Genomic DNA, 20422 nt, shown 5'->3' with positions numbered 1-20422 from the left:
ACTAAAAAAGGTCAATTATGAGAAAAATATTTAATCATATGTTATTTTTTGTGCTAACGGGGGGGGGGGGGCAAATCCTCTTAGGTGCTGATGAGCCGGCTGCTTTCACGCTTTCAAAAATCACTGCTACCGCTACGGCAGCAGGGTATGAAAATGTCGATGCGACGACGATTGGCGTGCGCCAAGCTTCGCTATTGCGGGATATTTTGCGCGATATGCCCGGCGTATTTGTCGGCGGGACCAATGGACTCAACCAGCGTGCCTATATCCGTGGGATGAATCAAAGTGCTTTGAATGTCCAGATCGATGGGGCAAGGCAAAGCGGGATCGCCTACCACCATACCCAGTCATTCCTTGTCGATCCCGATATTCTCAAGGCTGTCGATGTGAGCGTGGGGACAAGCTCGATTGTAGGGACTTCTGGCGGGCTTGGCGGGAGTATTTTGTTTAAAACCATCAGTGCTGAAGATATGCTTGAGCCTGATAAAAACTTTGGCTTCAAGCTCAAAAGTGGCTACTACACCAATGATAATCAATTCCAAGAATCGGCGATGGTATATGGGCGCACGGGCGGGTTTGATATTTTGGGTTATGTGAATTGGCGCCATCACGATTTTGGCTTCACGGGTAGCCAATTTAGTCTTGGCAAGCAGTATTATTATTATGAAAAAGAAGATACAAAGAAAAAGACCATTACCCCTACACAAGATACGCGTCGGCATACCGGAGGCAAGGGCTATGAAATCAATACACTTCTCAAAGCCGGCTATCGCTTTGATGAAGCCCAGAGGCTTGAAGCGAGTGCAGAATATATTCGTTATGATGGGCTTTACCCGGTGCGAGCAGAGTTTGGCTCAAGTCCGGATGATTACAAGACAAATAAAGACGTTGATTATGGCCCGCAAGTCTTTGATCGCCAGACTTATACCTTGCATTATGATTATGCACCCAGTGATAATCTCAAGATCAAGGCAAATACTTATTATTCCAATGTTTCTTTGGATAAAAGTAAATATAATTTGGAATATTACAACAGCTCTAAAGTAGAATTATTCCAAGCAATCGCACAAAATTTTGGAGCAAAGGCGGAGGCTTTTCAAAAATTTGACTTCAATCCGACCCTTGCGATGGATCTCATCTATGGTCTGGAGTATTATGGCGTGGTTCAAATCACCAAAAATAATAAAAAAGTGGAATTTAAAGATAAAAAAGTAGATAAAGAAACCGCTATCCCCAATCGCCCATCAGAATCTTCTCACGATGTCAATCTCTACATCCAGCCAACTTTGGCTATCAAGACAGGCGATGTTGGCGTGTTGCGTGTGATTCCTGGATTTCGTGTGGAATATTATCGCCTCAATCAACTCAGAAAACCCGATAAAACAAAAGAGGAATATTCTATCTATGGCGAAAATTATTTCAAACCTTTGGGGGCATTTGGTTTGGACTACAAAACAGATGTAGGCGTGGGCGTGTTTGCCAACTGGACACAGGTCTTCAAAGGCCCGCAAGTAGTCGAAGCCAAACGGCTAGCAGAAGCAGAGATTATTTTTGCTGATGTTGAAAAGCTCAAAGCAGAAACGGGCAACAACTTTGAAGGTGGCTTGACTTATAAAGGCAGATTTGGCAACTATGGGCTTGATGTGATTGCAAAAGGCTTTTATACCAAATATGATAATTTGATCTTGGAAAAACGGGATAGAACAAGTAAGGCTTATACACGCACCAATTCGGGCGAAGCCGATGTTTATGGCTCAGAAGTCGGTATCAAAGGCAAGATCTATGATTTCACAGCGACCTTTGGCTATACGCTGACTAAAATCGACTACAAATACCCACAAGGCAACTCTGATAAAGGCACGAACATCGCCCCAGAAACGGGTGATAAATACACGCTCAATCTGCAGTATTTCATCACACCCATCGATGTGCTAGTCGGCTGGAATACCTTGCTTTATACCAATTACAACAAAAAAGAACACGGCGTTTTTGAACACAAGCCCGGTTATAGCGTTTCAGATATTTATATCAGCTATATGCCGAGCCAAAAGAGCCTGCAAGGGCTAGAAATCGATTTTGGTGTGTATAATCTCTTTGATGAGGCTTATATCGCCCAGACGGCAAAATTTACCTATGTTGATTCCTCTGCGGACTACGAACCCGGCAGAAACTTCCGTGTGAGCGTGTCTTACCAGTTTTGATTATATGGACTCGGTTTGGGTTTTACCCAGACCTGAAGACCGCTCATCTATTTTAAACTCGGTTTAATTTTTTCTCTGAAAAATTAAACCTGAAGACCATTCCAGCAGGCAGAGCCTGCTTCCATTCCTAAAGTAATCATCTCATATTTAAGTTTGCCTTGAATATTGGAGATAATTTTCTAAGGTTTTCATTTTGCTTACTCGATTCGCTTAGCGAATCTGAAGACCACTCACGGGGAATAATTTAAGGTTTGGGCGGACTGCTATGCTCCTTATAGTCGCACATCGCAATCGCCGTGCGGAGCTAGTGAAGCCAAGCAGTTGGCTTAACCTTAACGCTCCTCCTGTTCCTAAAGTATTCTGACCCACCCACCCGTTTTATTCCCAGCTACCGCTGGTCATCAACTTGGGGCGGGTGGGTAAAATTTCTAAGGTTTCTAAATCTTATCCGCCAACAAACCAAAGCCCGCTACGCCCTGTCATCTCACCTATTAAGGGGGCGTGTAGTGGGAGGCGGGGTTAAGGGGGAAACGGGGGGCGCTTCGCAGGTAGAACCTCGCCCCCTGCATAATAAAAAAAATAAAAAGGCGGGAGACCAAAAACATTATTTTAAACTCGATTCGCTTAGCGAATCTGAAGACCCGTTTATTGTTTCTACTCGGTTTGTTTGGAAGCAAACCTGAAGATTGCTACGCAGGGAGTCTGTAGAGAATTGAATAAAATCAATAAAAGCTTTATGGGGTAATATTTTAGGATTCGCAGTGATGGCGTGGTTAAAATAACCCGAATGCACGGCGTTTTTCCAGACTTACTACAGCGATCGCAAATCCCCCATCGTGGCTGATACTCAAATGGATAGATTTGATACGAAAGGCTTGCATTTTGTTTTGTTCTAGCCTCATTATTGGGGCATTTTTGGGGCTTTTGGATAGGTGCATATCAAAAAATCTCAACTCCTCGCTTATCCCCACACCCAAGGCTTTCGCACACGCTTCTTTGGCTGCCCAAAAGCCTGCTACGCTCGAAGCTTTCCAACCCGATGGGGTAGCGAGCAGTTTGATTTCTTCATCTGAAAGAAATTTTTTTAAAAAAATATCGCCATAACGCGCAAGATTTTTTTCAATGCGTGCGATGGAAGCGATGTCAATCCCAATCATTGGATAACAAAATCGGTGAAAAAGACGTTTTTGACATAGCCATCAATGAGAAAATTATTGATACGATTGACGATTTCATCTTTGAGCCTATCTTTGCCCTTTGTGGTGGCGATTTCTTCGATGGATTTCGATGATAGGATCTCAATAATCGTATCTTGAATGATGGTGGATTTCGCTTCGATTTCGTTTTGGAGCTTTTGATTGCTAAGCTCGAGCGTGATAGAGGTTTTGAGGTAGCGCCTCCCGCTTTGGGTTACGAGATTGACAATAAATGGCTGGGCGATGGGATAAAGCGGTCCGACATTCATATAATCGGAATGTCTAGAAGCTGAAGCCTGCGGTTTTTTTTGGACATTTTGAGTTACTGGCGTCGGTTGGGATTCTATGCTTTCCTCTGAACCCCCGCTCAAAAGGAGCATTGCGACAATGCCCCCTAAAATAAGCATAAAAATAACCGCCCCGATGATAATAAAAAGCAGGGCTTTGCTTTTATTTTGCGTTTGTTGCTCGGTGTTTTCTTTTTCTTCAGCCATTGGATTCCTTTGCGTATTGGGATGGGGCGTAATAGCTCAATGAGCTTTTGCCAAATTTTTTTTGCCTTATTATACTGAAATGTCCGATATTTTTGGGTAACTTTTCATCGCTTAGATGTTCAAAAATAATCAAAAATAAATTCAAATCTAAAATTTCTTGCAATAATAAAATACATTTTTCATAAATGCCCGCACAATCTTGTCTAAAACTAAAAGGCGGGTCGAGGTAGATGATTTTTGGGGTTTGGATTTTTCTGATGGCTTCAGGGAGCAGTGCAAAGGTGTCTCCCAAGAAGCAATTCGTGGAGATGGCGGGATCTTTTGCGTGCAAAAAAGCGATATTTTTAGCGAGGGTTTGGAATGCTGCTGGGTTTTGTTCAAAAAACAACGCTTCTTTAGCGCCTCTGCTGAGGGCTTCTAATCCGATAGAACCAATCCCTGCAAACGCTTCGATAAAGCACGTGCCAATGACTTCTGCCCCAAGCGTGTTGAATAGCGATTCTTTGAGGATAGATTTGCTTGATCGTGTCTGCGATGAGGGGGGCATTTCCAGATGGATACCTTTAAATTTACCCGCAATGATCTTGATGGTGGATTTATTTTTTGCTATTTTCATTCCGTTGATTAAGGGGTTTGATTTTTTAGGGTTTGGTAGATTTTTTTTGAAAATTCTTCCAGAATCAAATCGATTTGGGTTTTGAGCTCGGGGTTTTCAAGCAGTTTGGTTGTGATGGCGTTATTTGTGATTTTGGTAGGTTTTATTTTGGAATGATAAAACGTTTGAATATCTCTCAAAAGGCTTGCCTGCGTGAATGGCTTGCAGATGTTGGTATTTTGATCGGCGGTGATGAGACAAACGGGCTTGTGGGCATTCATCGGCATATCGGAGATGACAAAATCACATCCCTCAAAATCACTCAAGCTGTCTTTGAGATAGTAGCTTAGCGCCTCTTGGAGGAGGGTTGATTGGCACATAATAGAAATTTTCACGCATAACTCCGAAAATATTTTGGCTAATCATACAGATTTAACCTTTAAATTCCATACAAGCCAAACAATTACCATCTTGCTTGCAGGCAGATTTTGAATCAATAATTTGATACAATACCCAAAAAATCAAGGTTTTAGTTGATGGCTGGAATGCAACATATACGGAATTTTTCTATCATTGCCCATATTGATCACGGCAAAAGCACGCTTGCTGATCGCTTGATTCAAGAATGTGGCGGGATTAGCGAGCGCGAGATGAGTGCGCAGATTATGGATACGATGGATATCGAAAAAGAGCGTGGGATAACTATCAAAGCCCAGTCGGTGCGATTGAATTATCATCTTGATGGGGAAGACTACGTGCTTAATCTCATCGATACGCCTGGACACGTGGATTTTAGCTATGAGGTTTCTAGGTCGCTAAGTTCGTGTGAGGGGGTGTTGCTCGTTGTCGATGCGACGCAAGGTGTGGAAGCCCAGACGATTGCAAATGTCTATATCGCCCTTGAGAACAACCTTGAGATCATTCCTGTTATCAACAAAATCGATTTGCCCGCTGCAGATCCCGCCCGTGTCGCCGAAGATATCGAGGCTACGATTGGAATTGATTGCACGGATGTGGTTTGCGTGAGTGCCAAAAGTGGCGTGGGTATCGCTACTTTGTTAGAGAGGATTGCCCGCCAGATTCCCCCGCCAAATGGTGATGAAAATGCCCCGACGAAGGCATTGATTTATGATTCTTGGTTTGATAATTATCTTGGAGCGCTCGCCCTTGTGCGTCTCAAAGATGGCAAAATCACGCTAGGTCAGGAAGTCTTGGTGATGAGCACAGGCAAGAAACACGAGGTTTTGGGGCTGTATTATCCCCATCCGGTGCATAAGATTGCTGCCAAAGAAATCCAATGCGGTGAAATTGGTATCATTTCATTGGGTCTAAAAAGCCTTACAGATATGGCAGTAGGCGATACGATAACTGATGCCAAAAATCCCGTGAGTAGCCCTATAGATGGCTTTATGCCTGCAAAGCCATTTGTTTTTGCTGGGCTTTATCCTATCGATACGGATAGGTTTGAAGAACTCCGTGAAGCCCTCAACAAACTGCGTTTGAATGACTCAGCATTGAGTTTTGAGCCTGAAACTAGCGTGGCTTTGGGCTTTGGGTTTCGGGTGGGGTTTTTGGGCTTGTTGCATATGGAAGTTGTCAAAGAACGCTTGGAGAGGGAATTTGGACTTGATTTGATCGCCACAGCCCCGACCGTTGTGTATGAGGTGATACTCACAGATGGGACAACAGCGTGGGTGCAAAACCCCAGCGAACTCCCGCCTGAGCAAAAGATCGCCTGTATCAAAGAGCCTTATGTGCGGGCTTCTATCATCACACCTAGCGAATACTTGGGTAATATCATCACATTGCTATCAAAGCGTCGGGGGATCCAAGAAAAAATGGAATATCTCAATGAATCCCGTGTTATGCTTGTTTATGCCCTCCCAAGCAATGAAATCGTGATGGATTTCTATGATAAATTAAAATCTTGCACCAAGGGTTATGCGAGCTTTGATTATGAACCCATTGCTTATCAAGAGGGCAATCTGGTGAAGCTTGATGTGCGGGTTGCTGGGGAGGTTGTGGATGCGCTTTCTGTGATTGTCGATAAGGACAAGGCTTATGAGAAAGGCAAGGCGTTGGTAGAATCGATGAAAGAAATCATCCCCAGACAGCTATTTGAAGTCGCTATTCAGGCAAGCGTGGGGAATAAAATCATCGCACGCGAGACCGTTAAATCGATGGGCAAAAATGTAACGGCAAAATGCTATGGGGGTGATATTACCCGAAAAAGAAAACTTTTGGAAAAACAAAAAGAGGGCAAAAAACGAATGAAAGCCATCGGCAAGGTCGAACTCCCTCAAGAGGCATTTTTGGCGGTGCTGAAAATCGATTGATTATAAAAAGGTGGCGTTTGTAAATTGTTAGCAAAGGGGGAATAAAAGATGAAAAAGTTTTTATTTTGCTGGGTATTGGCTTCAAATCTTTATGCTGATAATACGATGAATATGATTGAGATAATGCAACGTTTGGAGTATTCGGTTCGTTTGATATTAAAAGGATTTTTACACAACCAACGCCCTTTGATTGATGAGGGAAGAGAGAAAATAAAACAATCTTTTATCGAGCTTCAAGGCATCAATCCTAAGGTTTATCTTCCTTTGGAAAAAAGGCAATTTGATGAGATAATTTTTAATAATTTTTCCCGAATGGATGAGGAAATGGCACTGATGGGGAAATATCTCAATCAAAAAAATATGGCGGGTGCTTACAAGGCTTTTGATGGGATACTTACCGGTTGCTTGCGTTGCCATATCATTGTGCGGGGATGGTAGGCTTTAGTTGATATTGGTATAAACAGCTTGGACATCATCATCATCTTCGATTTTATCGAGCAATTTTTCGACCTCGCCCAGCTGGGTGTCATCTAGCGAAATAGGGCTGTTGGGGATTCTTTTTAGTAGGGCATTTTTGATAGGAATCCCTAGCTTTTCAAAACCCTCTGTGAGCTTGCCAAAATCGGTGTAATCCCCGTAGGCTAAGAGGATTTCTCCCTCTTGAGTCTGGAGACTTTCAAGCTCCTCTAATCCATAATCAATAAGCTCAAGTTCAAGTTCATCAAGCGAAAGCCCAATAGCTTCGATGTTTTGTCTTTCAAACTCAAACACACCTTTTCGTGAAAACATAAATTCTAGCGAGCCATTCGGCACGATACTTGCTCCGGGCGTTTTGTTAAAATAGCTTTTGATGTTAGCGATGGTTCGTGTGGGGTTGTCTGTGGTGCATTCGATGAAAATCAGCACCCCATTGCTTGCCTTGCCCTCATAAGTAACTTCTGAGAATATGCCATCTTTGCCCAAAGCCCGCTTGATAGCGGCATCGATATTATCTTTTGGCATATTTTGGGCTTTTGCATTAGCGATGGCGGTGCGGAGTTTGGCATTCATTTCAGGGTCGATACCACCCTCCTTGGCAGCTACGGTGATGGTTTTGGCAAGTTTGGGGAAAACCTTACTCATCTTGTCCCATCGTTTTTCTTTGGCAGCTCGGCGATATTCAAATGCTCTTCCCAATCTATCCTCCTAGTTTTTAGGCTAGATTATATCAAAAGCGCTATAAAAGTTTCAATGAATACCCGTGATTGCTTGGGATTAAAATCCTAATGCCACCTTGAAAGGATAAATATTTATTTATTCCCATAAAGCATTTTGACCTGCGTACGCGAGTTTGTTCGGTGTGATATAGAAATATCAACGAGTTTTAGCGGTTTTTGTTATAATATTTGATAAATAAGGTTGTGATTTTAAGGATAGGGATGGATAAGATTAAATTTTTGATAATTACTTTATCGTTTGCCACCCTGGGGTTTGCGAGCGATTTGAGGCTGTTTGTCGGTGTGGATACGCGGGGCACAGATAGTATTTATAGCTCCAAGCTTTATGAAGCAGGTGTGGGGTATGTAGATGAAAAGCGCTATGGTTATGCGGGCTATCTTGGAGGCGATATTGGGGTGGAGTATTTTTTTAGTCAAAAAAATGCGATTCGCGCGTCGTTGGGATTGGGGTATTCTAATATCAAATTGCTCAATAGTTTAAATAAATTTGATTTATTTTCTGGAGTGGCGAGCAGGATTGGGGTGGATTATTTGTTTAATTACTACAGCGATGGCAAATTTGATTTTGGATTTTTTAGTGGTTTGGCTTATTTCAATTCCTATCATCGGCGAAAAAATGAAAACATTATCTCCAATCAGCTGTTATTTAATCTCGGGTTGAATATAACTATCAATGGGAGACATCGCCTCGAAACTGGCTTGGGGATACCATTTTTTTCAAAAGGCAAATACGATTCAGACCAATACAAAAATATCCCGATAACGAGGCAATTCAATAACCTTTATTACGGGATTTCTTACCAGTTTTTATTTTCTATCTAAAAGATATTTAGCGACTTCTTTGGCGTGGTAGCTGATGATGATATCTGCACCTGCTCGCTTGAAGCTAAGCATCGTTTCTATCATCACGCTTTCATAATCAATAATCCCAGCCGTTTGGGCGGCTTTGAGCATTGCGTATTCGCCACTGACATTATAGACTGCCAAAGGGAGCAGTGTCCTCTCCCTGATGTCTCGAACGATGTCAAGATAGGCTAGGGCGGGTTTGACCATCAATATATCAGCACCTTCGGCTTCATCATTGAGGCTCTCAAGGATGGCTTCTTTGCGGTTAGCGGGGTCTTCTTGGTAGCTTTTTCTATCCCCAAAGCTTGGGCTTGATTGGGCGACTTCTCGAAATGGTCCATAATACGCACTCGAAAACTTTGTCGAATAGCTCATTATTGGGATATGGCTAAAACCTGCCTTATCAAGTTGGTTTCTAATCATCCATACCATACCATCCATCATCGTGCTGGGTGCGATGATATTCGCTCCCGAGCTACAAAGCACCACAGCTTGCTGGGCTAAGATTTCAAGCGTGGCATCATTATCGACGGTTTTGAGTTTGGTATCAATAATACCGCAATGCCCGTGATCAGTGTATTCGCAAAAGCAAAGATCAGCGGTGATGGTAATATCAGGGTGTTTTGCTTTGATAGCACGGATGGTTTTAGGCACAATGCCCGTATCACTCAAGGCTTCACTCCCGCAAGAATCCTTGTGTGAGGGGATTCCAAATAACAAAATATGATAAATCCCAAGCGTTTTGAGTTGCTCGCATTCTTCTACGATAACATCTGGACTCATTTGATAAACGCCTGGCATTGAGGGGATTTCATTTTTTATGCCATTGCCACTAATTGCAAAAAGCGGGTAAATAAAATCCCTAATATCAAGCCTTGTTTCTTTGATTAGTTCCCTAATATTTGAGCTTAGGCGCAAACGGCGCAATCTTTTGAACATCTTTTTCTCCTTGTCTTAGTATTCAATCCCCGCACTTTTGAGTTTTTCACGCAGATAGCGCATCTGGATATTTTTGTCAAAGCACCATTTTGGGGCGAGCAATGTCTCATCGTGTGCGCCTGCACTCACGCGCTGGACAACAACATCTGTGGGGATAATCTTGAGTGATGCAACGATCAAATCAGCGTAGTCAGCAAGCGCAATGGGTGTGTAGTTTTTGGAAAGATAGAGTTTTTCTAAATACGTGCCAGAGACAACATAAAGGGGGTGGATTTTTAGCCCATCAACGCCCCATTGCAAAATCGTTTTTAACGAATGCAACATCATTTCAGGCGTCTCTTTGGGTAGCCCATAAATAAGGTGCGCACAGACTTTGATCCCTCGTTGTCTCGTTTTTTTGAAAAGTTCTGCCATCCCTTGTGTGGAATGCCCTCGATTGGTGGCTTTTAGCGTTTCATCATAAACCGATTGTATGCCGTATTCCAGCCAGATTTCTTTGCCTTTTTTGACATAATCACCCAGTAAATCTAATACCCTATCTTCGACGCAATCAACCCGTGTGCCGATACTCATCCCCACGACATTTGGCAAGGCAAGGGCTTCTTGATAGAGCCGTTTGAGCGTGTCAAATGGGGCATAGGTATTGGTGTAGGATTGAAAATACACCAGATATTTTCTGACTTCAAATTTATTTTTGTGAAATTCTGAATGCCATTTGAATTGTTCTTTGAGCTGGGCGACTTGATTTTCTAACAGCGGGTTTTGTGTGATTTTGAAATTCATCTCAATTTTTGGTGCATTCGCTGGTGTGTCTAGGTTGGAAATCTTGACAATACTGGGTGAGAAGCTCTCATTCCTGCAGTAGATACACCCGCCTTTGGCGACGCTCCCATCGATATTGGGGCAAGTAAATCCTTGTAGTGAAATGGGGATTTTTCTGACCCTTTGCCCAAATCTGGATTTGAAATATCTTCCAATAGTGAGTATTTTTTTCACTTTTTATTCCTGCGGTATAGTGATATAGTTGCCATCAAAACAGGCTTGGCAAAATGCTTCATCATCACTGCTTTGAATGCTTTTTTTAAGCCCCTCTAAGGATAAAAATGCCAATGAATCCGCACCGATAAACTCTCTGACTTCTTCAAGGGTATGATTCGCACAGATGAGCTGGGATTTCTCTGGAGTATCTACGCCATAATAACAAGGAGAAATCGTTGGGGGCGAACTGATAAAAAGATGGATTTTTTTTGCACCGGCTTGTTTGAGTATCTTGATAATTTGCTTGCTAGTCGTCCCACGCACGATGGAATCATCGATAACAATGATTTCTTTGTCTGCGATGAGTTCAGCGATGGGGTTTAATTTTAACTTTACTTTTAGTTCTCTGGCGGTCTGGGTGGGTTCGATAAATGTCCTGCCAACGTAGTGATTGCGGATGATACCAAGCTCAAAAGGCACGCCACTCTGTTTTGAAAACCCGATGGCAGCAGCTACCCCGCTATCAGGGACAGGGATAACCATATCGGCTTGGATGTTGTGTTCTTTAGCAAGCTCGATACCCATTTGTTTGCGGATTTCATAGACATTTCTTCCAAAAACCTTGCTGTCTGGGCGGGCAAAATAAACATATTCAAAGATACAGGGTTTGGGGTTTGGTTCAAAGATTTTGATGGATTTGGGTATGGGGATATGCTTGGAATACGCCCCTTCAAAAACAAGCATTTCGCCAGGATTGACATCACGGATATATTCAGCCCCGATGAGATCAAACGCACAGGTTTCGCTCGCAACGATATAGCCGATACTGCCATCGGGATTGGTGATTTTCCCTAAGCTCAAGGGGCGTAGCCCATATCGGTCGCGCACAGCAAACATTTTGGTTCGGGACAAAAATACCAGCGCATACGCCCCTTCTATTTTGCCTAGGGCGTCAGTGATCCTATCGACAAGTTGGGATTTGTGGCTTTTTGCGATGAGGTGGATGAGGTTTTCGGTATCAAGATGGCTTTGAAATATCGCCCCCTCATCAATCAAGCCTTTTCTGACTTTTTTGGCGTTAGTGAGGTTGCCATTATGGACAATTGCTAGCTCACCGAGGCTGTATTTTGCAAAAATCGGCTGGCAATCATCGATAGAGTCTTCCCCCGCTGTGGAGTAGCGGTTGTGTCCGATACTTGCGATTCCTTGGAGTTTTTTTAGGGTGGGTTCATCAAAAACTTTGGTTACAAGCCCATTATTTTTGTGGGTAAAGATTTTTTCTCCATTTGCAGCACTGATACCGCTGGCTTCTTGCCCCCTGTGTTGCATTGCAAAAAGTGCGTAATAACTGAGTATCGAAGCGTTGTGAGCGTTGTAGATGCCGACGACGGCGCATTTTTCATTCCAATCTTTCAAGCGAGTCTCCCTTTTAGCTCAAGCATTATTCCATAATGTAACCAATAAAATGATAAAGGCATTTTATGTCTGTGGGCGGGATTTTTTCGGCACGATACAGAAATTTTCGACAATACAGCCGTGAATGATAAAATAATTTGTGCCCTCTTTGTGTTCATAGGTGATATTAAAGCCTTGCGCATCTAGGGTGTTTTTGATGATATACATTCCCAGCCCGAAGCCTTGTGAAGTGCCTTTTGTGGAATCTTTGAAATAGGGTTTGAAATATTCTTTGAAATGCATTTTCAAGGGGTTGCCTTTGTTGGCGATGATGAGGCTATATTTGTCGGTATTGATGAGGACTTTGCCATCGGAGCTGTATTTGATGGCATTATCCAAGATGTTTTTGACCGCCATAGCAAAAAGCTCAAAATCAGCCTTGATAAGGTCGTTTGGCGATAAAAGCGTGATAGGGTCGCAACTCATTTTGTCGATCAGGAGCATTTTTTTGGTGTGTTCGATGAGTTCATCGACTAAAAATTCTCTTTTGTGGATTTTGTAGGTTTGCGAGGAGAGTTGCTCGATTTGGGCAAATTGATTGATAAGGGTGTTGAGGCGCTCAAATGCTGAGGTCAAGCGTTCTTTTTGCAAGGGATTTTCAACCATTTCTGCGGTGATTCTGCCTTTTGTAATCGGGGTTTTGAGCTCGTGCATTACCGATCTTAGGAATAACGTTCGTGATTCATTCAAGGCACTGATTTTTTTGATGGCATTGTTAAATTCATTCGCAAGCTCGCCAATCTCATCTTGTTGGTTGATTTTGCAATTGATATTGAGTTTGCCATTGGAAAAATAGCGGATTTCTTGGCGAAGTCTTTTGAGTGGCAAGAGGCTTTTGATGACAAGTGTGAATAAAAATATCAATAGAAGTATGCCCGCAAATGTGATGAGGTAATAGTTTTGATAAGAGGTTTTGAACGTATCTTTATAAAGCGTGGCTTTGTCTTGGGTCTCCAAAAGGATAAAAATTTCGTTATTGTTTTTGATGGTTTTAGCGAGTAAGCCACTAAATCCAGGCGGGAGTTTTTTGTAATTAAGCAAGGCTTGCTTGATATTGGCTTCTGAAGTTGTCTCAAAGCCCAAATCTTTGAGGTATTTTTCAATGAGTTCGATACTGCCATTATGGGCGATGATTTGGTTGATGGTGGAGGTGAATTGGCGGTATTTGATTTCAGATTGGTTGTTTTCGTATTCGATTTGGGTTTTGATAAAATAAAATGAAAAGGCGGAGAAACTAAACAGGGCAAATAAAAATAAAATGGTAATCTTAAAAAATATCGAGGTTTTCATTGTGGGGCTTTTAGGATTCGAGTTTGTAGCCTACGCCCCGAACAGAAATGATGTATTGTGGTTTTTTGGGATCTTCTTCAATTTTGGCACGCAATCTCCCGATGATGACATCAATGCTTTTGTTTGAACTTTCGGGGTTGATGGATTCTGATTCGATCGCAATGGCTTCTCGTGAGAACACGTGTCCTTTTTTGCTGATAAGGAGCGTGAGGATTTCGTATTCTGCACGGGTGAGTTCGAGTTTTTTGTCTTTAAAAAACACTTCTCGGCTGTCTTTGTCTATCCTGAAAATGGTGCTTTTATCTTTTTCTTCGTTTTTTGCACCTTTTTTGTTGTATCGTCTCAAAAGAGAATGGATTCTCGCAAGCAATTCTTTGGGGTCATACGGCTTGGGAATATAATCATCAGCGCCGTATTCAAGGGCTTTGACTTTGTCATCAAGATCGCTTCTAGCAGATGAAATGATAATAGGGATATTTTTTTGTTTCGCAACACGTTTGCAAACCTCAAGCCCATCAAGGTTTGGCAGTGTCAAATCCAGCAACAAAAGATCATAGGGCTGGGTCGCAATCGCACTCATTCCCGTATAAGGCTCATCATAATTGGTAACTTCAATATCGTGGGCTTTGAGGTATTCGCTCAAGATCTCTGCGAGTTCTATATCATCTTCTATCATCAATACTTTTAGCATTTTTTACCTTATATAAGAGATATTTTTTGGTCTGAATCATACTATAAATTTTATAAATAACAGATATTTTTTCCAAGTAAAAACATAGGGCAAAAGCATACGCAATGAGGGGCTTTGTATGTGTTAGCATAAAATGACTAAAAGTCTTGCGCTTTGGTAATATCAACGAGGGATTTAGCCTTTTAGTTTCTCATCAATCATACAAAGCTGGTATTGCAGATAGTTGATTACAAGATCGAGTTTCATTGGCAAATCCTTGATTTGTGGGGATTGCAACCCCTCAAACAGCACGAGCGTTTTTTCTCTCAAAGAATGCAGTAATTCCAGCTCGCTTTTGGGTAGATGGGATGGATTTTGGGCTACAGAGACATTCGCTTTGTCTGTGTCATCGCTTTGAGAATTGCTAGGAACGTTTTCTATTTCTGAGAGGGTTTGGAGAATCATATCTTTTAATTCCATTGTAATAACCACCTTTCAAATGTTTTTAATTCTTCTTGGCTGGAGGCGTGTATAAATAATTCTTTGGCTTTTATGTTTGTTGTGGCGGGTTTGGGGGTTTTGGCATTCTCGCTGAGGCGCTTGATCCCGCTTTTTGCTTCGTGATTATCCGGGTCTGTTTTGAGGATATTTTCATAAATCTCTAATGCTTCTTCTTTGAACCCTTGAAGCTCATAAATGCTTGCCAGCGTGATGGTTTTAAAACTCATTGCGACCTCATTGCACGTTTTTTGCTATCAGATCGCCCATCTGGGAGGTGCTACAAACTTCTTTTGCACCAAATTGTGCGATGTCTTGGGTGCGATAGCCATCTTTGAGGACTTTTAGGACCGCATTATTGATTGCTTGGGCTGCTTGGGATTCTTTGAGTGTGTGCTGGAGCAACATTGCAGCACTGAGTATTGCTGCAATCGGGTTGGCAATTCCCATCCCAGCGATGTCAGGGGCTGATCCGTGAATGGGTTCATACAAGGCGGCCTTCCCGCCAATGCTTGCAGAGGGGAGCAAGCCGATCGAGCCGGTAAGCATACTGGCTTCATCGCTCAAAATATCCCCAAAAAGATTCCCTGTCAAAATCACATCAAATTGTTTGGGATTTTTGATGAGTTGCATACTGGCATTATCGATGTATTGATGGGTAAGCTCGACTTCGGGGTATTCTTTTGCGATTTGCTTAACGACCTCACGCCAAAGCTCGCTGACATCAAGCACATTTGCCTTATCGACTGAGCAGAGTTTTTTTCTTCTGTTTTTGGCAAATTCAAACCCCACCCTGGCGATCCTCTCAATCTCTGCTTTGGTATAAACCATCGTGTTGTAGGCTCGATTTTCATCTTTGCCCTTGGGTTCTCCAAAATAAATACCCCCGACAAGCTCTCTAATAACGATAAGATCGACGCCTTTGATGACTTCAGGTTTTAGCGTGCTAGCTTCCAAAAGTTCGTCAAATACGATAGCAGGGCGGATATTCGCAAATACTTCGAGCTTTTTTCGCAAAGACAAAAGCCCGCTTTCAGGGCGCATTTCTCGGGGTAGATTATCCCATTTGCTCCCCCCAATCGCCCCAAAAAGAATGCCATCAGCTTGGAGGCAGCCTGTAATAGTCGCTTCTGGCAAAGGGGTTTTGTGCGCTTCATAAGCACATCCCCCCATCAAAAAATCCTCATATGCGAGCCTAAAGCCATAAATCTGGCTGGCTCTATCTAAAACTTTGGTAGCTTCAGCGATGACTTCAGGTCCGATACCATCGCCTTTGATGAGGGCTATATTGTAGGTTTTCACATACTTTCCTTTATCTGTTGTTTCGCATAAGCCATCAAGCCCCCGCACTCAAGCAACTCCAGCATAAATGGCGGGATTTTGGCATAAGCGTATGTGAGATTTTTTGTGAGATTGGTGATTTTGTTTTCTGTGAGATTGATTTGGAGTTTGTCGCCCTCAGCGATGGTGTCGATGTCATTTTGGGCAACTTCTAAAATCAATAGGCCGGTGTTGAAAGCATTGCGATAAAAAATCCTTGCAAACGATGGGGCAAGCACTGCTGTGATACCGGCTTCTTTGAGTGCTAAGGGGGCGTGTTCTCGGCTACTGCCACAACCAAAATTTTCATCAGCGACAATAAAATCCCCCGGGGAAATCAGGTGCGAAAAACCACTCCTAGCATCTTCCATAATATGTTTTGCTAATTCTTTGCCATCGCTGGTGTTGAGGTATCTGGCTGCGATGATAATATCAGTATCGATGTTTTTGCCAAATTTCCAAACACTTCCTGTTTTGTTTTCCATAGCCACTCCCAGTCATTTAGTTTTTGTTGATTTTAGCAAGTTTGATTTAAAAATTCCTTTATTTTTGACCCATATTGCCAAAAAATTCAAGTTTTGCCTTTGATTTTTTTTATCCAATCGTGGAGATTTTTTTCAAACCCTTTTTGGGTGTGCTTGAGGAAAACGAGGGGCTTTTGTAGGTATTTTTGCTCGATCCAGCCACCATAATCGTGGGGATAGCGGTAGGTTTTTGAATGGGGGAGGATGTTTTTTGGGATAGGGAGAATCTCACCTTTATTGATGGTGGCTATAGTGTCATTAATAGCGGTGTAAGCGCTGTTTGACTTGGGTGAGCAGGACAGATAAATCACGCATTGTGAGAGGATGATTCTGGCTTCAGGATAGCCGATTTTAGATACCGCTAGCATTGTTGAGGTGGCGAGATTGAGCGCATTGGGGTTGGCATTACCGATGTCTTCACTTGCCAAAATCACCAGTCTTCTGGCGATAAATTCAGGATTTTCGCCCCCGCAAATCAATCGGGCAAGATAATAAAGTGCGGCATTTTCATCACTGCCTCGGATAGATTTTATCAATGCGCTCGCTAGGTTGTAATGCGTGTCATCATCGCTACTGCCGTCATTGAGGCTAGTTGGGCGTAGGGATTTGAGCGTGGTGATGGTGATGGGGGTTTTTTGATTTTTCTCATCAACCACCCCACTCATTGCGACATCCAATAGATTAAGCATCGCACGAGCGTCCCCACCACTTGAGCTGATGAGGTAATCTTTGGCTTCTTCTTCGATGGGATAGGGATAATGCTTGAGGGCATTTTGCAAGACTTGATCCATTTCAGAGGTTTTTAGTCGGCTAAATTCAAACAAAAATGCACGGGAGCGAATCGCCCCTGTCAGGCTGTAGTAGGGATTTTCTGTGCTTGCACCCAAGATCAGTGCGTCGTGATTTTCCATAATGGGAAGCAAGCATTCTTGTTGGTTTTTGCTGAGGCGATGGACTTCATCGATAAAAATAACGGGTTTTAGGAGTGCGTTTTGGTATTGCTTTTGTGCGAGGCGAAATTCTTCGAGCTTGAAATGCGTGGCATTGTATTGCAAAAAAGGTCTTTGCAACTCTTGTGCGATCAATCTTGCGAGCGTGGTTTTGCCTGTGCCAGGAGGTCCCCAGAAAAATGAATGCGGGAAATTCCCTGTTGCTATGGCGTTTTTTAGGGGGGTATCTTGCCCGATAATCTGGCTTTGCCCGATGAATGCCTCAAGGGTTTTTGGACGCAAGAGATTGGCTAGATTTTTCATAAAACGCCGTTTAAATATTATTTTTTAAACAAAATAAGTTCATACGAGCTTTGTTTGATACTTACGTTACTGCTGGTGGTATGGGATTTTTTTTGGAGATTTGAGCGCAATTCTTCATTGATGGTATCGAGTTCATCAAGCTTTTCTTTGAGGCGCAAGATAATATCCACCCCAGCGAGATTGACCCCCATATCACGGGTGAGGCGGAGAATGGTTTTGATTTTGTCGATGTCTCTTTGAGAGTAAAGTCGCATTTTTCCATCGGTGCGACCTGGTTCGATCAAGCCCTCTTTTTCGTATTGCCTGAGTGTTTGGGGGTGGATTTCAAGTATTTTTGCAACAACGCTGATAAGATACACGGGTTCATCATAGCTATACATTGGGGTTGTTTCCTTTCAATATTTTTTTCCTCGTTTTTTGCTTCCATTTTTTAAGAAAACCTTAGGGCAATTGTTCCTCAAGGGTTTTTTTGAGTTCATCAGAAAGGGTGTCTGTATGGGGTAGCACGATGTTTGTCTTGAGATACAAATCGCCCATCTGACCGGTTTTTCTGTTTTTGACCCCCAGCTCTTTGATACGGAATCGCTGGGCGTTTTTCGTATTGGCTGGGATCTTGAGACTGACTTCTTTGTGCAGGGTGGGGATACTGACTTTCCCCCCAAAAAGTGCGATTTTTAGCGGGAGATCAAAGGTTTTGGTTAAATCATTACCATCTCGTGAATATGTGCCATCATCAGCGATGGCGATTTTTAGCAACAAATCCCCTTTGCCCGCTCTGCCAGCCTTGCCCTTTCCTCTGACCCGAATGGTTTCGCCACTTTGGATGCCTGCGGGGATTTTGATATCAAAGCTATCATTTTGTATATTGATATGGTGTTTTCCCCCAAGCACGGCTGTTTCAAAAGGAATAGTGAGATTGGCACGGATATCCAAATCAGGCTCAAAGCCAAAACCACCGCCAAATCCAAAGCTATTTGCCCCCGAGCTAAACCCCCCGCCATTGCCAAAAATCTGTGAGAGAATGTCATCGAGATTGATACCTGATCCCCCTTGTGAGCGGGCAAAATCGCTGAAATTCTGCCCGCCGAACATATTGTCGCCAAATTGGTCGTATTGGGCGCGTTTTTTTTCATCGCTCAAGATTTCATAAGCAGCGTTAATTTCTTTGAATTTTTCTTCGGCTTCTTTGTCTTTGTTGATGTCGGGATGATATTTTCTCGCTAGTTTTCGGTAAGATTTTTTGATCTCATCAGCCGTTGCATTTTCGCTGACATCAAGAGTTTCATATAAACTTTTACTCATCGAATGCTCCAGATAGTTTGTTTGAGTTTTATTGTATCATAAAAGTTTAGTATAAGTCAATCAACTTTATTCATATTGATTTTGTTCGATCGGATTGTGGAATCCTTTTTGCTAGGGTATAGATTAAATTATCAAGAAGTCTTATTGTCGCTTATTGAGATAAAAGGATATGAATGCTTAGGAAGCTTGTTTTGTGTTGTTTGTATGGAAGTATTGTTTTTTCAGCAGGTCCTAGAACTCCCCAAGAAGCATTGATGAAAGGCGTTATCAATGGGCATATCGGGGCTTTTTTCCAGCAATCAACAAAAGAAGATCCTACTTATGGGGATTTGAATATGGCGCTATCCTATGATAGCCAAAGGTTTATGGGCTATAAGATTGGTGCGCAAGCCTGGTTGGTCCCCAAACTCTATGAGGCAAGGGGAGGGGATTTTAAGCGTGCGCAAGAATTTTTTGTGATTTCTCGGGTTTATGCTGATTTTTATAATGAATATGAAAAATTCCAGTTGAAGCTCGGGCGTTATGATATTGATGAAGAGTGGATGACCCACGATACTGAGGGTCTAAGCGTTTCTTATGATAAATTTGAGAATATCTCGCTGTCTTTTGTGTGGGCGCTTCGGAATGCTTGGGTAACGAATTATTATTTGAGTGATTTTAGAAAAATGTTTGATTGGTCGGGTGCGCTTTTGTTTCGTGGTGATATCCAAATACCCAATGCCCCTGTGAAAATCAAGCCCTATCTTTATATCGCACCGGGATTTTTTATTTCTCCGGGATTAAAAGTTGAATTGCATTTGCCACTCAAATCAGGGATCTATTTTGATAGCCATATCCATTTGCTTTCTTATGTCGCAGACAAGCGATATTATGGCAAATCTAGCAGTAGTGGCTTGGTTTGGGCTGAAGGGTTAGTAGGGTGGAATGGCTTGGAGGGTGGTGTTGGTATCATAACCGTTGGGGGCGGGGCTGGGGCAAATCGAATTGATGCGTTTGGACAGCATACGCGGTTTGAAAGGACCGTGGGGATGTTTTATGGCAATGCGGTAACTGCTTATGGATTTGCTTCTGCATCAATAACGCACTATCTCTCGTTGTATGGGGCGATGAGGGGAACATTTATCAATAACAAAAATATCTTGAACTGGGATCTTAAAGTCAATTTCAATCTTCAAAAAGGCATTGAATTGGGATTTGGGCTTTTAGGAATGTTTAATCAAACTGATGCAACTGGATATTTTGGCGGGACAAAAGATTATTTAATGGGACGCGGGTTTATTCAATATAGTTTTTAGTTTCAATTGGTTA

General features: G+C 42.5%; 22 protein-coding genes. 5 read left to right on the top strand and 17 right to left on the bottom strand.

Features of this window, described 5'->3' with window-relative positions; genetic code table 11:
• Nucleotides 1-17 precede the first annotated feature (17 nt).
• Complete coding sequence (locus tag BJI48_RS00565; protein WP_095330739.1) at nt 18-2201, top strand: TonB-dependent receptor; 2184 nt, start codon at nt 18-20, stop codon at nt 2199-2201.
• Between the two features lie 773 nt (nt 2202-2974).
• Here the strand turns inward: BJI48_RS00565 and acpS are convergent.
• Genes acpS through BJI48_RS00545 form a run of 4 tightly spaced genes read right to left on the bottom strand, consistent with a single transcriptional unit; the run spans nt 2975 to nt 4881 of the window.
• The gene (gene acpS, locus BJI48_RS00560) at nt 2975-3358 is read right to left on the bottom strand and encodes a holo-ACP synthase (protein ID WP_095330737.1); all 384 of its coding nucleotides are present in this window, start codon (nt 3356-3358) and stop codon (nt 2975-2977) included.
• On the bottom strand, nt 3355-3891 hold the full coding sequence (gene fliL / locus BJI48_RS00555; RefSeq protein WP_095330735.1) for a flagellar basal body-associated protein FliL: 537 nt from the start codon (nt 3889-3891) through the stop codon (nt 3355-3357). The genes acpS and fliL overlap by 4 nt, the downstream gene beginning before the upstream one ends.
• Nucleotides 3884-4507, bottom strand: a complete 624-nt coding sequence (gene rsmD, locus BJI48_RS00550; protein WP_095330733.1) for a 16S rRNA (guanine(966)-N(2))-methyltransferase RsmD — start codon at nt 4505-4507, stop codon at nt 3884-3886. Before rsmD ends, fliL begins: the two co-directional genes overlap by 8 nt.
• 8 nt (nt 4508-4515) lie before the next feature.
• On the bottom strand, nt 4516-4881 hold the full coding sequence (locus BJI48_RS00545) for a hypothetical protein (RefSeq protein ID WP_095330731.1): 366 nt from the start codon (nt 4879-4881) through the stop codon (nt 4516-4518).
• A 150-nt stretch (nt 4882-5031) separates the two neighbouring features.
• Here BJI48_RS00545 and lepA point away from each other — a divergent pair, with 150 nt between their 5' ends.
• Nucleotides 5032-6822: a translation elongation factor 4 gene (gene lepA / locus BJI48_RS00540; protein ID WP_180763010.1), complete on the top strand. Its 1791-nt coding sequence runs from the start codon at nt 5032-5034 to the stop codon at nt 6820-6822.
• Nucleotides 6823-6870: 48 nt separating this feature from the next.
• Complete coding sequence (locus BJI48_RS00535; protein ID WP_095330726.1) at nt 6871-7260, top strand: hypothetical protein; 390 nt, start codon at nt 6871-6873, stop codon at nt 7258-7260.
• A gap of 3 nt (nt 7261-7263) precedes the next feature.
• Here BJI48_RS00535 and BJI48_RS00530 read toward each other — a convergent pair whose 3' ends face one another.
• A complete protein-coding gene (locus BJI48_RS00530) occupies nt 7264-7998 on the bottom strand; it encodes a YebC/PmpR family DNA-binding transcriptional regulator (protein ID WP_095330724.1) in 735 nt (244 codons plus the stop codon).
• A 242-nt stretch (nt 7999-8240) separates the two neighbouring features.
• On the opposite strand from BJI48_RS00530, the gene BJI48_RS00525 reads away from it, so the two are divergent.
• Nucleotides 8241-8861, top strand: a complete 621-nt coding sequence (locus BJI48_RS00525) for an outer membrane beta-barrel protein (protein WP_095330722.1) — start codon at nt 8241-8243, stop codon at nt 8859-8861.
• On the opposite strand, the gene hemB is transcribed toward BJI48_RS00525, so the two are convergent.
• The 12 genes from hemB to BJI48_RS00465 all read right to left on the bottom strand — a co-directional run bounded on the left by hemB (nt 8847) and on the right by BJI48_RS00465 (nt 19114).
• Nucleotides 8847-9824: a porphobilinogen synthase gene (gene hemB / locus BJI48_RS00520; RefSeq protein ID WP_095330720.1), complete on the bottom strand. Its 978-nt coding sequence runs from the start codon at nt 9822-9824 to the stop codon at nt 8847-8849. The genes BJI48_RS00525 and hemB overlap by 15 nt on opposite strands.
• 15 nt (nt 9825-9839) lie before the next feature.
• Nucleotides 9840-10820, bottom strand: a complete 981-nt coding sequence (locus BJI48_RS00515) for a TIGR01212 family radical SAM protein (RefSeq protein ID WP_095330718.1) — start codon at nt 10818-10820, stop codon at nt 9840-9842.
• A gap of 3 nt (nt 10821-10823) precedes the next feature.
• Nucleotides 10824-12218, bottom strand: coding sequence for an amidophosphoribosyltransferase (gene purF / locus BJI48_RS00510; RefSeq protein ID WP_095330716.1), 1395 nt, complete (start codon nt 12216-12218; stop codon nt 10824-10826).
• Nucleotides 12219-12281: 63 nt separating this feature from the next.
• The gene (locus BJI48_RS00505) at nt 12282-13547 is read right to left on the bottom strand and encodes an ArsS family sensor histidine kinase (RefSeq protein ID WP_095330714.1); all 1266 of its coding nucleotides are present in this window, start codon (nt 13545-13547) and stop codon (nt 12282-12284) included.
• Between the two features lie 10 nt (nt 13548-13557).
• Nucleotides 13558-14238, bottom strand: a complete 681-nt coding sequence (locus tag BJI48_RS00500) for a response regulator transcription factor (RefSeq protein WP_095330712.1) — start codon at nt 14236-14238, stop codon at nt 13558-13560.
• 174 nt (nt 14239-14412) lie between these two features.
• Nucleotides 14413-14697 (bottom strand): hypothetical protein, encoded by a 285-nt coding sequence (locus tag BJI48_RS00495; protein ID WP_095330710.1) that lies wholly within the window; start codon nt 14695-14697, stop codon nt 14413-14415.
• Entirely contained in the window at nt 14688-14945 is a 258-nt protein-coding gene (locus tag BJI48_RS00490) for a tetratricopeptide repeat protein (protein ID WP_095330708.1), read from the bottom strand. Before BJI48_RS00490 ends, BJI48_RS00495 begins: the two co-directional genes overlap by 10 nt.
• Nucleotides 14946-14952: 7 nt before the next feature.
• A complete protein-coding gene (gene leuB, locus BJI48_RS00485; protein ID WP_095330706.1) occupies nt 14953-16017 on the bottom strand; it encodes a 3-isopropylmalate dehydrogenase in 1065 nt (354 codons plus the stop codon).
• The gene (locus tag BJI48_RS00480; RefSeq protein WP_095330704.1) at nt 16014-16520 is read right to left on the bottom strand and encodes a 3-isopropylmalate dehydratase small subunit; all 507 of its coding nucleotides are present in this window, start codon (nt 16518-16520) and stop codon (nt 16014-16016) included. The genes leuB and BJI48_RS00480 overlap by 4 nt, the downstream gene beginning before the upstream one ends.
• Before the next feature lie 86 nt (nt 16521-16606).
• A complete protein-coding gene (locus BJI48_RS00475) occupies nt 16607-17812 on the bottom strand; it encodes a replication-associated recombination protein A (protein WP_095330702.1) in 1206 nt (401 codons plus the stop codon).
• A 17-nt stretch (nt 17813-17829) separates the two neighbouring features.
• Nucleotides 17830-18192 carry a helix-turn-helix transcriptional regulator gene (locus BJI48_RS00470; protein WP_095330699.1) on the bottom strand — a complete coding sequence of 121 codons (363 nt, stop codon included), beginning with the start codon at nt 18190-18192 and terminating at the stop codon, nt 17830-17832.
• A gap of 61 nt (nt 18193-18253) precedes the next feature.
• On the bottom strand, nt 18254-19114 hold the full coding sequence (locus BJI48_RS00465) for a J domain-containing protein (RefSeq protein WP_095330695.1): 861 nt from the start codon (nt 19112-19114) through the stop codon (nt 18254-18256).
• 173 nt (nt 19115-19287) lie between these two features.
• On the opposite strand from BJI48_RS00465, the gene BJI48_RS00460 reads away from it, so the two are divergent.
• On the top strand, nt 19288-20409 hold the full coding sequence (locus BJI48_RS00460) for an outer membrane family protein (RefSeq protein ID WP_095330691.1): 1122 nt from the start codon (nt 19288-19290) through the stop codon (nt 20407-20409).
• The last annotated feature ends 13 nt before the right edge of the window (nt 20410-20422 follow it).

Origin of the sequence: Helicobacter sp. 11S02596-1 (assembly GCF_002272825.1) — a bacterium.
Taxonomy (GTDB): domain Bacteria; phylum Campylobacterota; class Campylobacteria; order Campylobacterales; family Helicobacteraceae; genus Helicobacter_J.
Note: the sequence above shows the minus strand (reverse complement) of the source record. Positions and strands in the feature narration are given on the sequence as shown.

Coding starts and splice junctions, on each gene's coding strand:
- BJI48_RS00535 (WP_095330726.1), top strand. CDS start 6,871: ATGAAAAAGTTTTTATTTTGCTGGGTATTGGCTTCAAATCTTTATGCT.
- BJI48_RS00500 (WP_095330712.1), bottom strand. CDS start 14,238: ATGCTAAAAGTATTGATGATAGAAGATGATATAGAACTCGCAGAGATC.
- BJI48_RS00480 (WP_095330704.1), bottom strand. CDS start 16,520: ATGGAAAACAAAACAGGAAGTGTTTGGAAATTTGGCAAAAACATCGAT.
- hemB (WP_095330720.1), bottom strand. CDS start 9,824: ATGTTCAAAAGATTGCGCCGTTTGCGCCTAAGCTCAAATATTAGGGAA.
- BJI48_RS00465 (WP_095330695.1), bottom strand. CDS start 19,114: ATGAGTAAAAGTTTATATGAAACTCTTGATGTCAGCGAAAATGCAACG.
- BJI48_RS00525 (WP_095330722.1), top strand. CDS start 8,241: ATGGATAAGATTAAATTTTTGATAATTACTTTATCGTTTGCCACCCTG.
- lepA (WP_180763010.1), top strand. CDS start 5,032: ATGCAACATATACGGAATTTTTCTATCATTGCCCATATTGATCACGGC.
- acpS (WP_095330737.1), bottom strand. CDS start 3,358: ATGATTGGGATTGACATCGCTTCCATCGCACGCATTGAAAAAAATCTT.
- rsmD (WP_095330733.1), bottom strand. CDS start 4,507: ATGAAAATAGCAAAAAATAAATCCACCATCAAGATCATTGCGGGTAAA.
- fliL (WP_095330735.1), bottom strand. CDS start 3,891: ATGGCTGAAGAAAAAGAAAACACCGAGCAACAAACGCAAAATAAAAGC.
- BJI48_RS00495 (WP_095330710.1), bottom strand. CDS start 14,697: ATGGAATTAAAAGATATGATTCTCCAAACCCTCTCAGAAATAGAAAAC.
- BJI48_RS00460 (WP_095330691.1), top strand. CDS start 19,288: ATGCTTAGGAAGCTTGTTTTGTGTTGTTTGTATGGAAGTATTGTTTTT.
- BJI48_RS00565 (WP_095330739.1), top strand. CDS start 18: ATGAGAAAAATATTTAATCATATGTTATTTTTTGTGCTAACGGGGGGG.
- BJI48_RS00505 (WP_095330714.1), bottom strand. CDS start 13,547: ATGAAAACCTCGATATTTTTTAAGATTACCATTTTATTTTTATTTGCC.
- BJI48_RS00470 (WP_095330699.1), bottom strand. CDS start 18,192: ATGTATAGCTATGATGAACCCGTGTATCTTATCAGCGTTGTTGCAAAA.
- BJI48_RS00490 (WP_095330708.1), bottom strand. CDS start 14,945: ATGAGTTTTAAAACCATCACGCTGGCAAGCATTTATGAGCTTCAAGGG.
- BJI48_RS00475 (WP_095330702.1), bottom strand. CDS start 17,812: ATGAAAAATCTAGCCAATCTCTTGCGTCCAAAAACCCTTGAGGCATTC.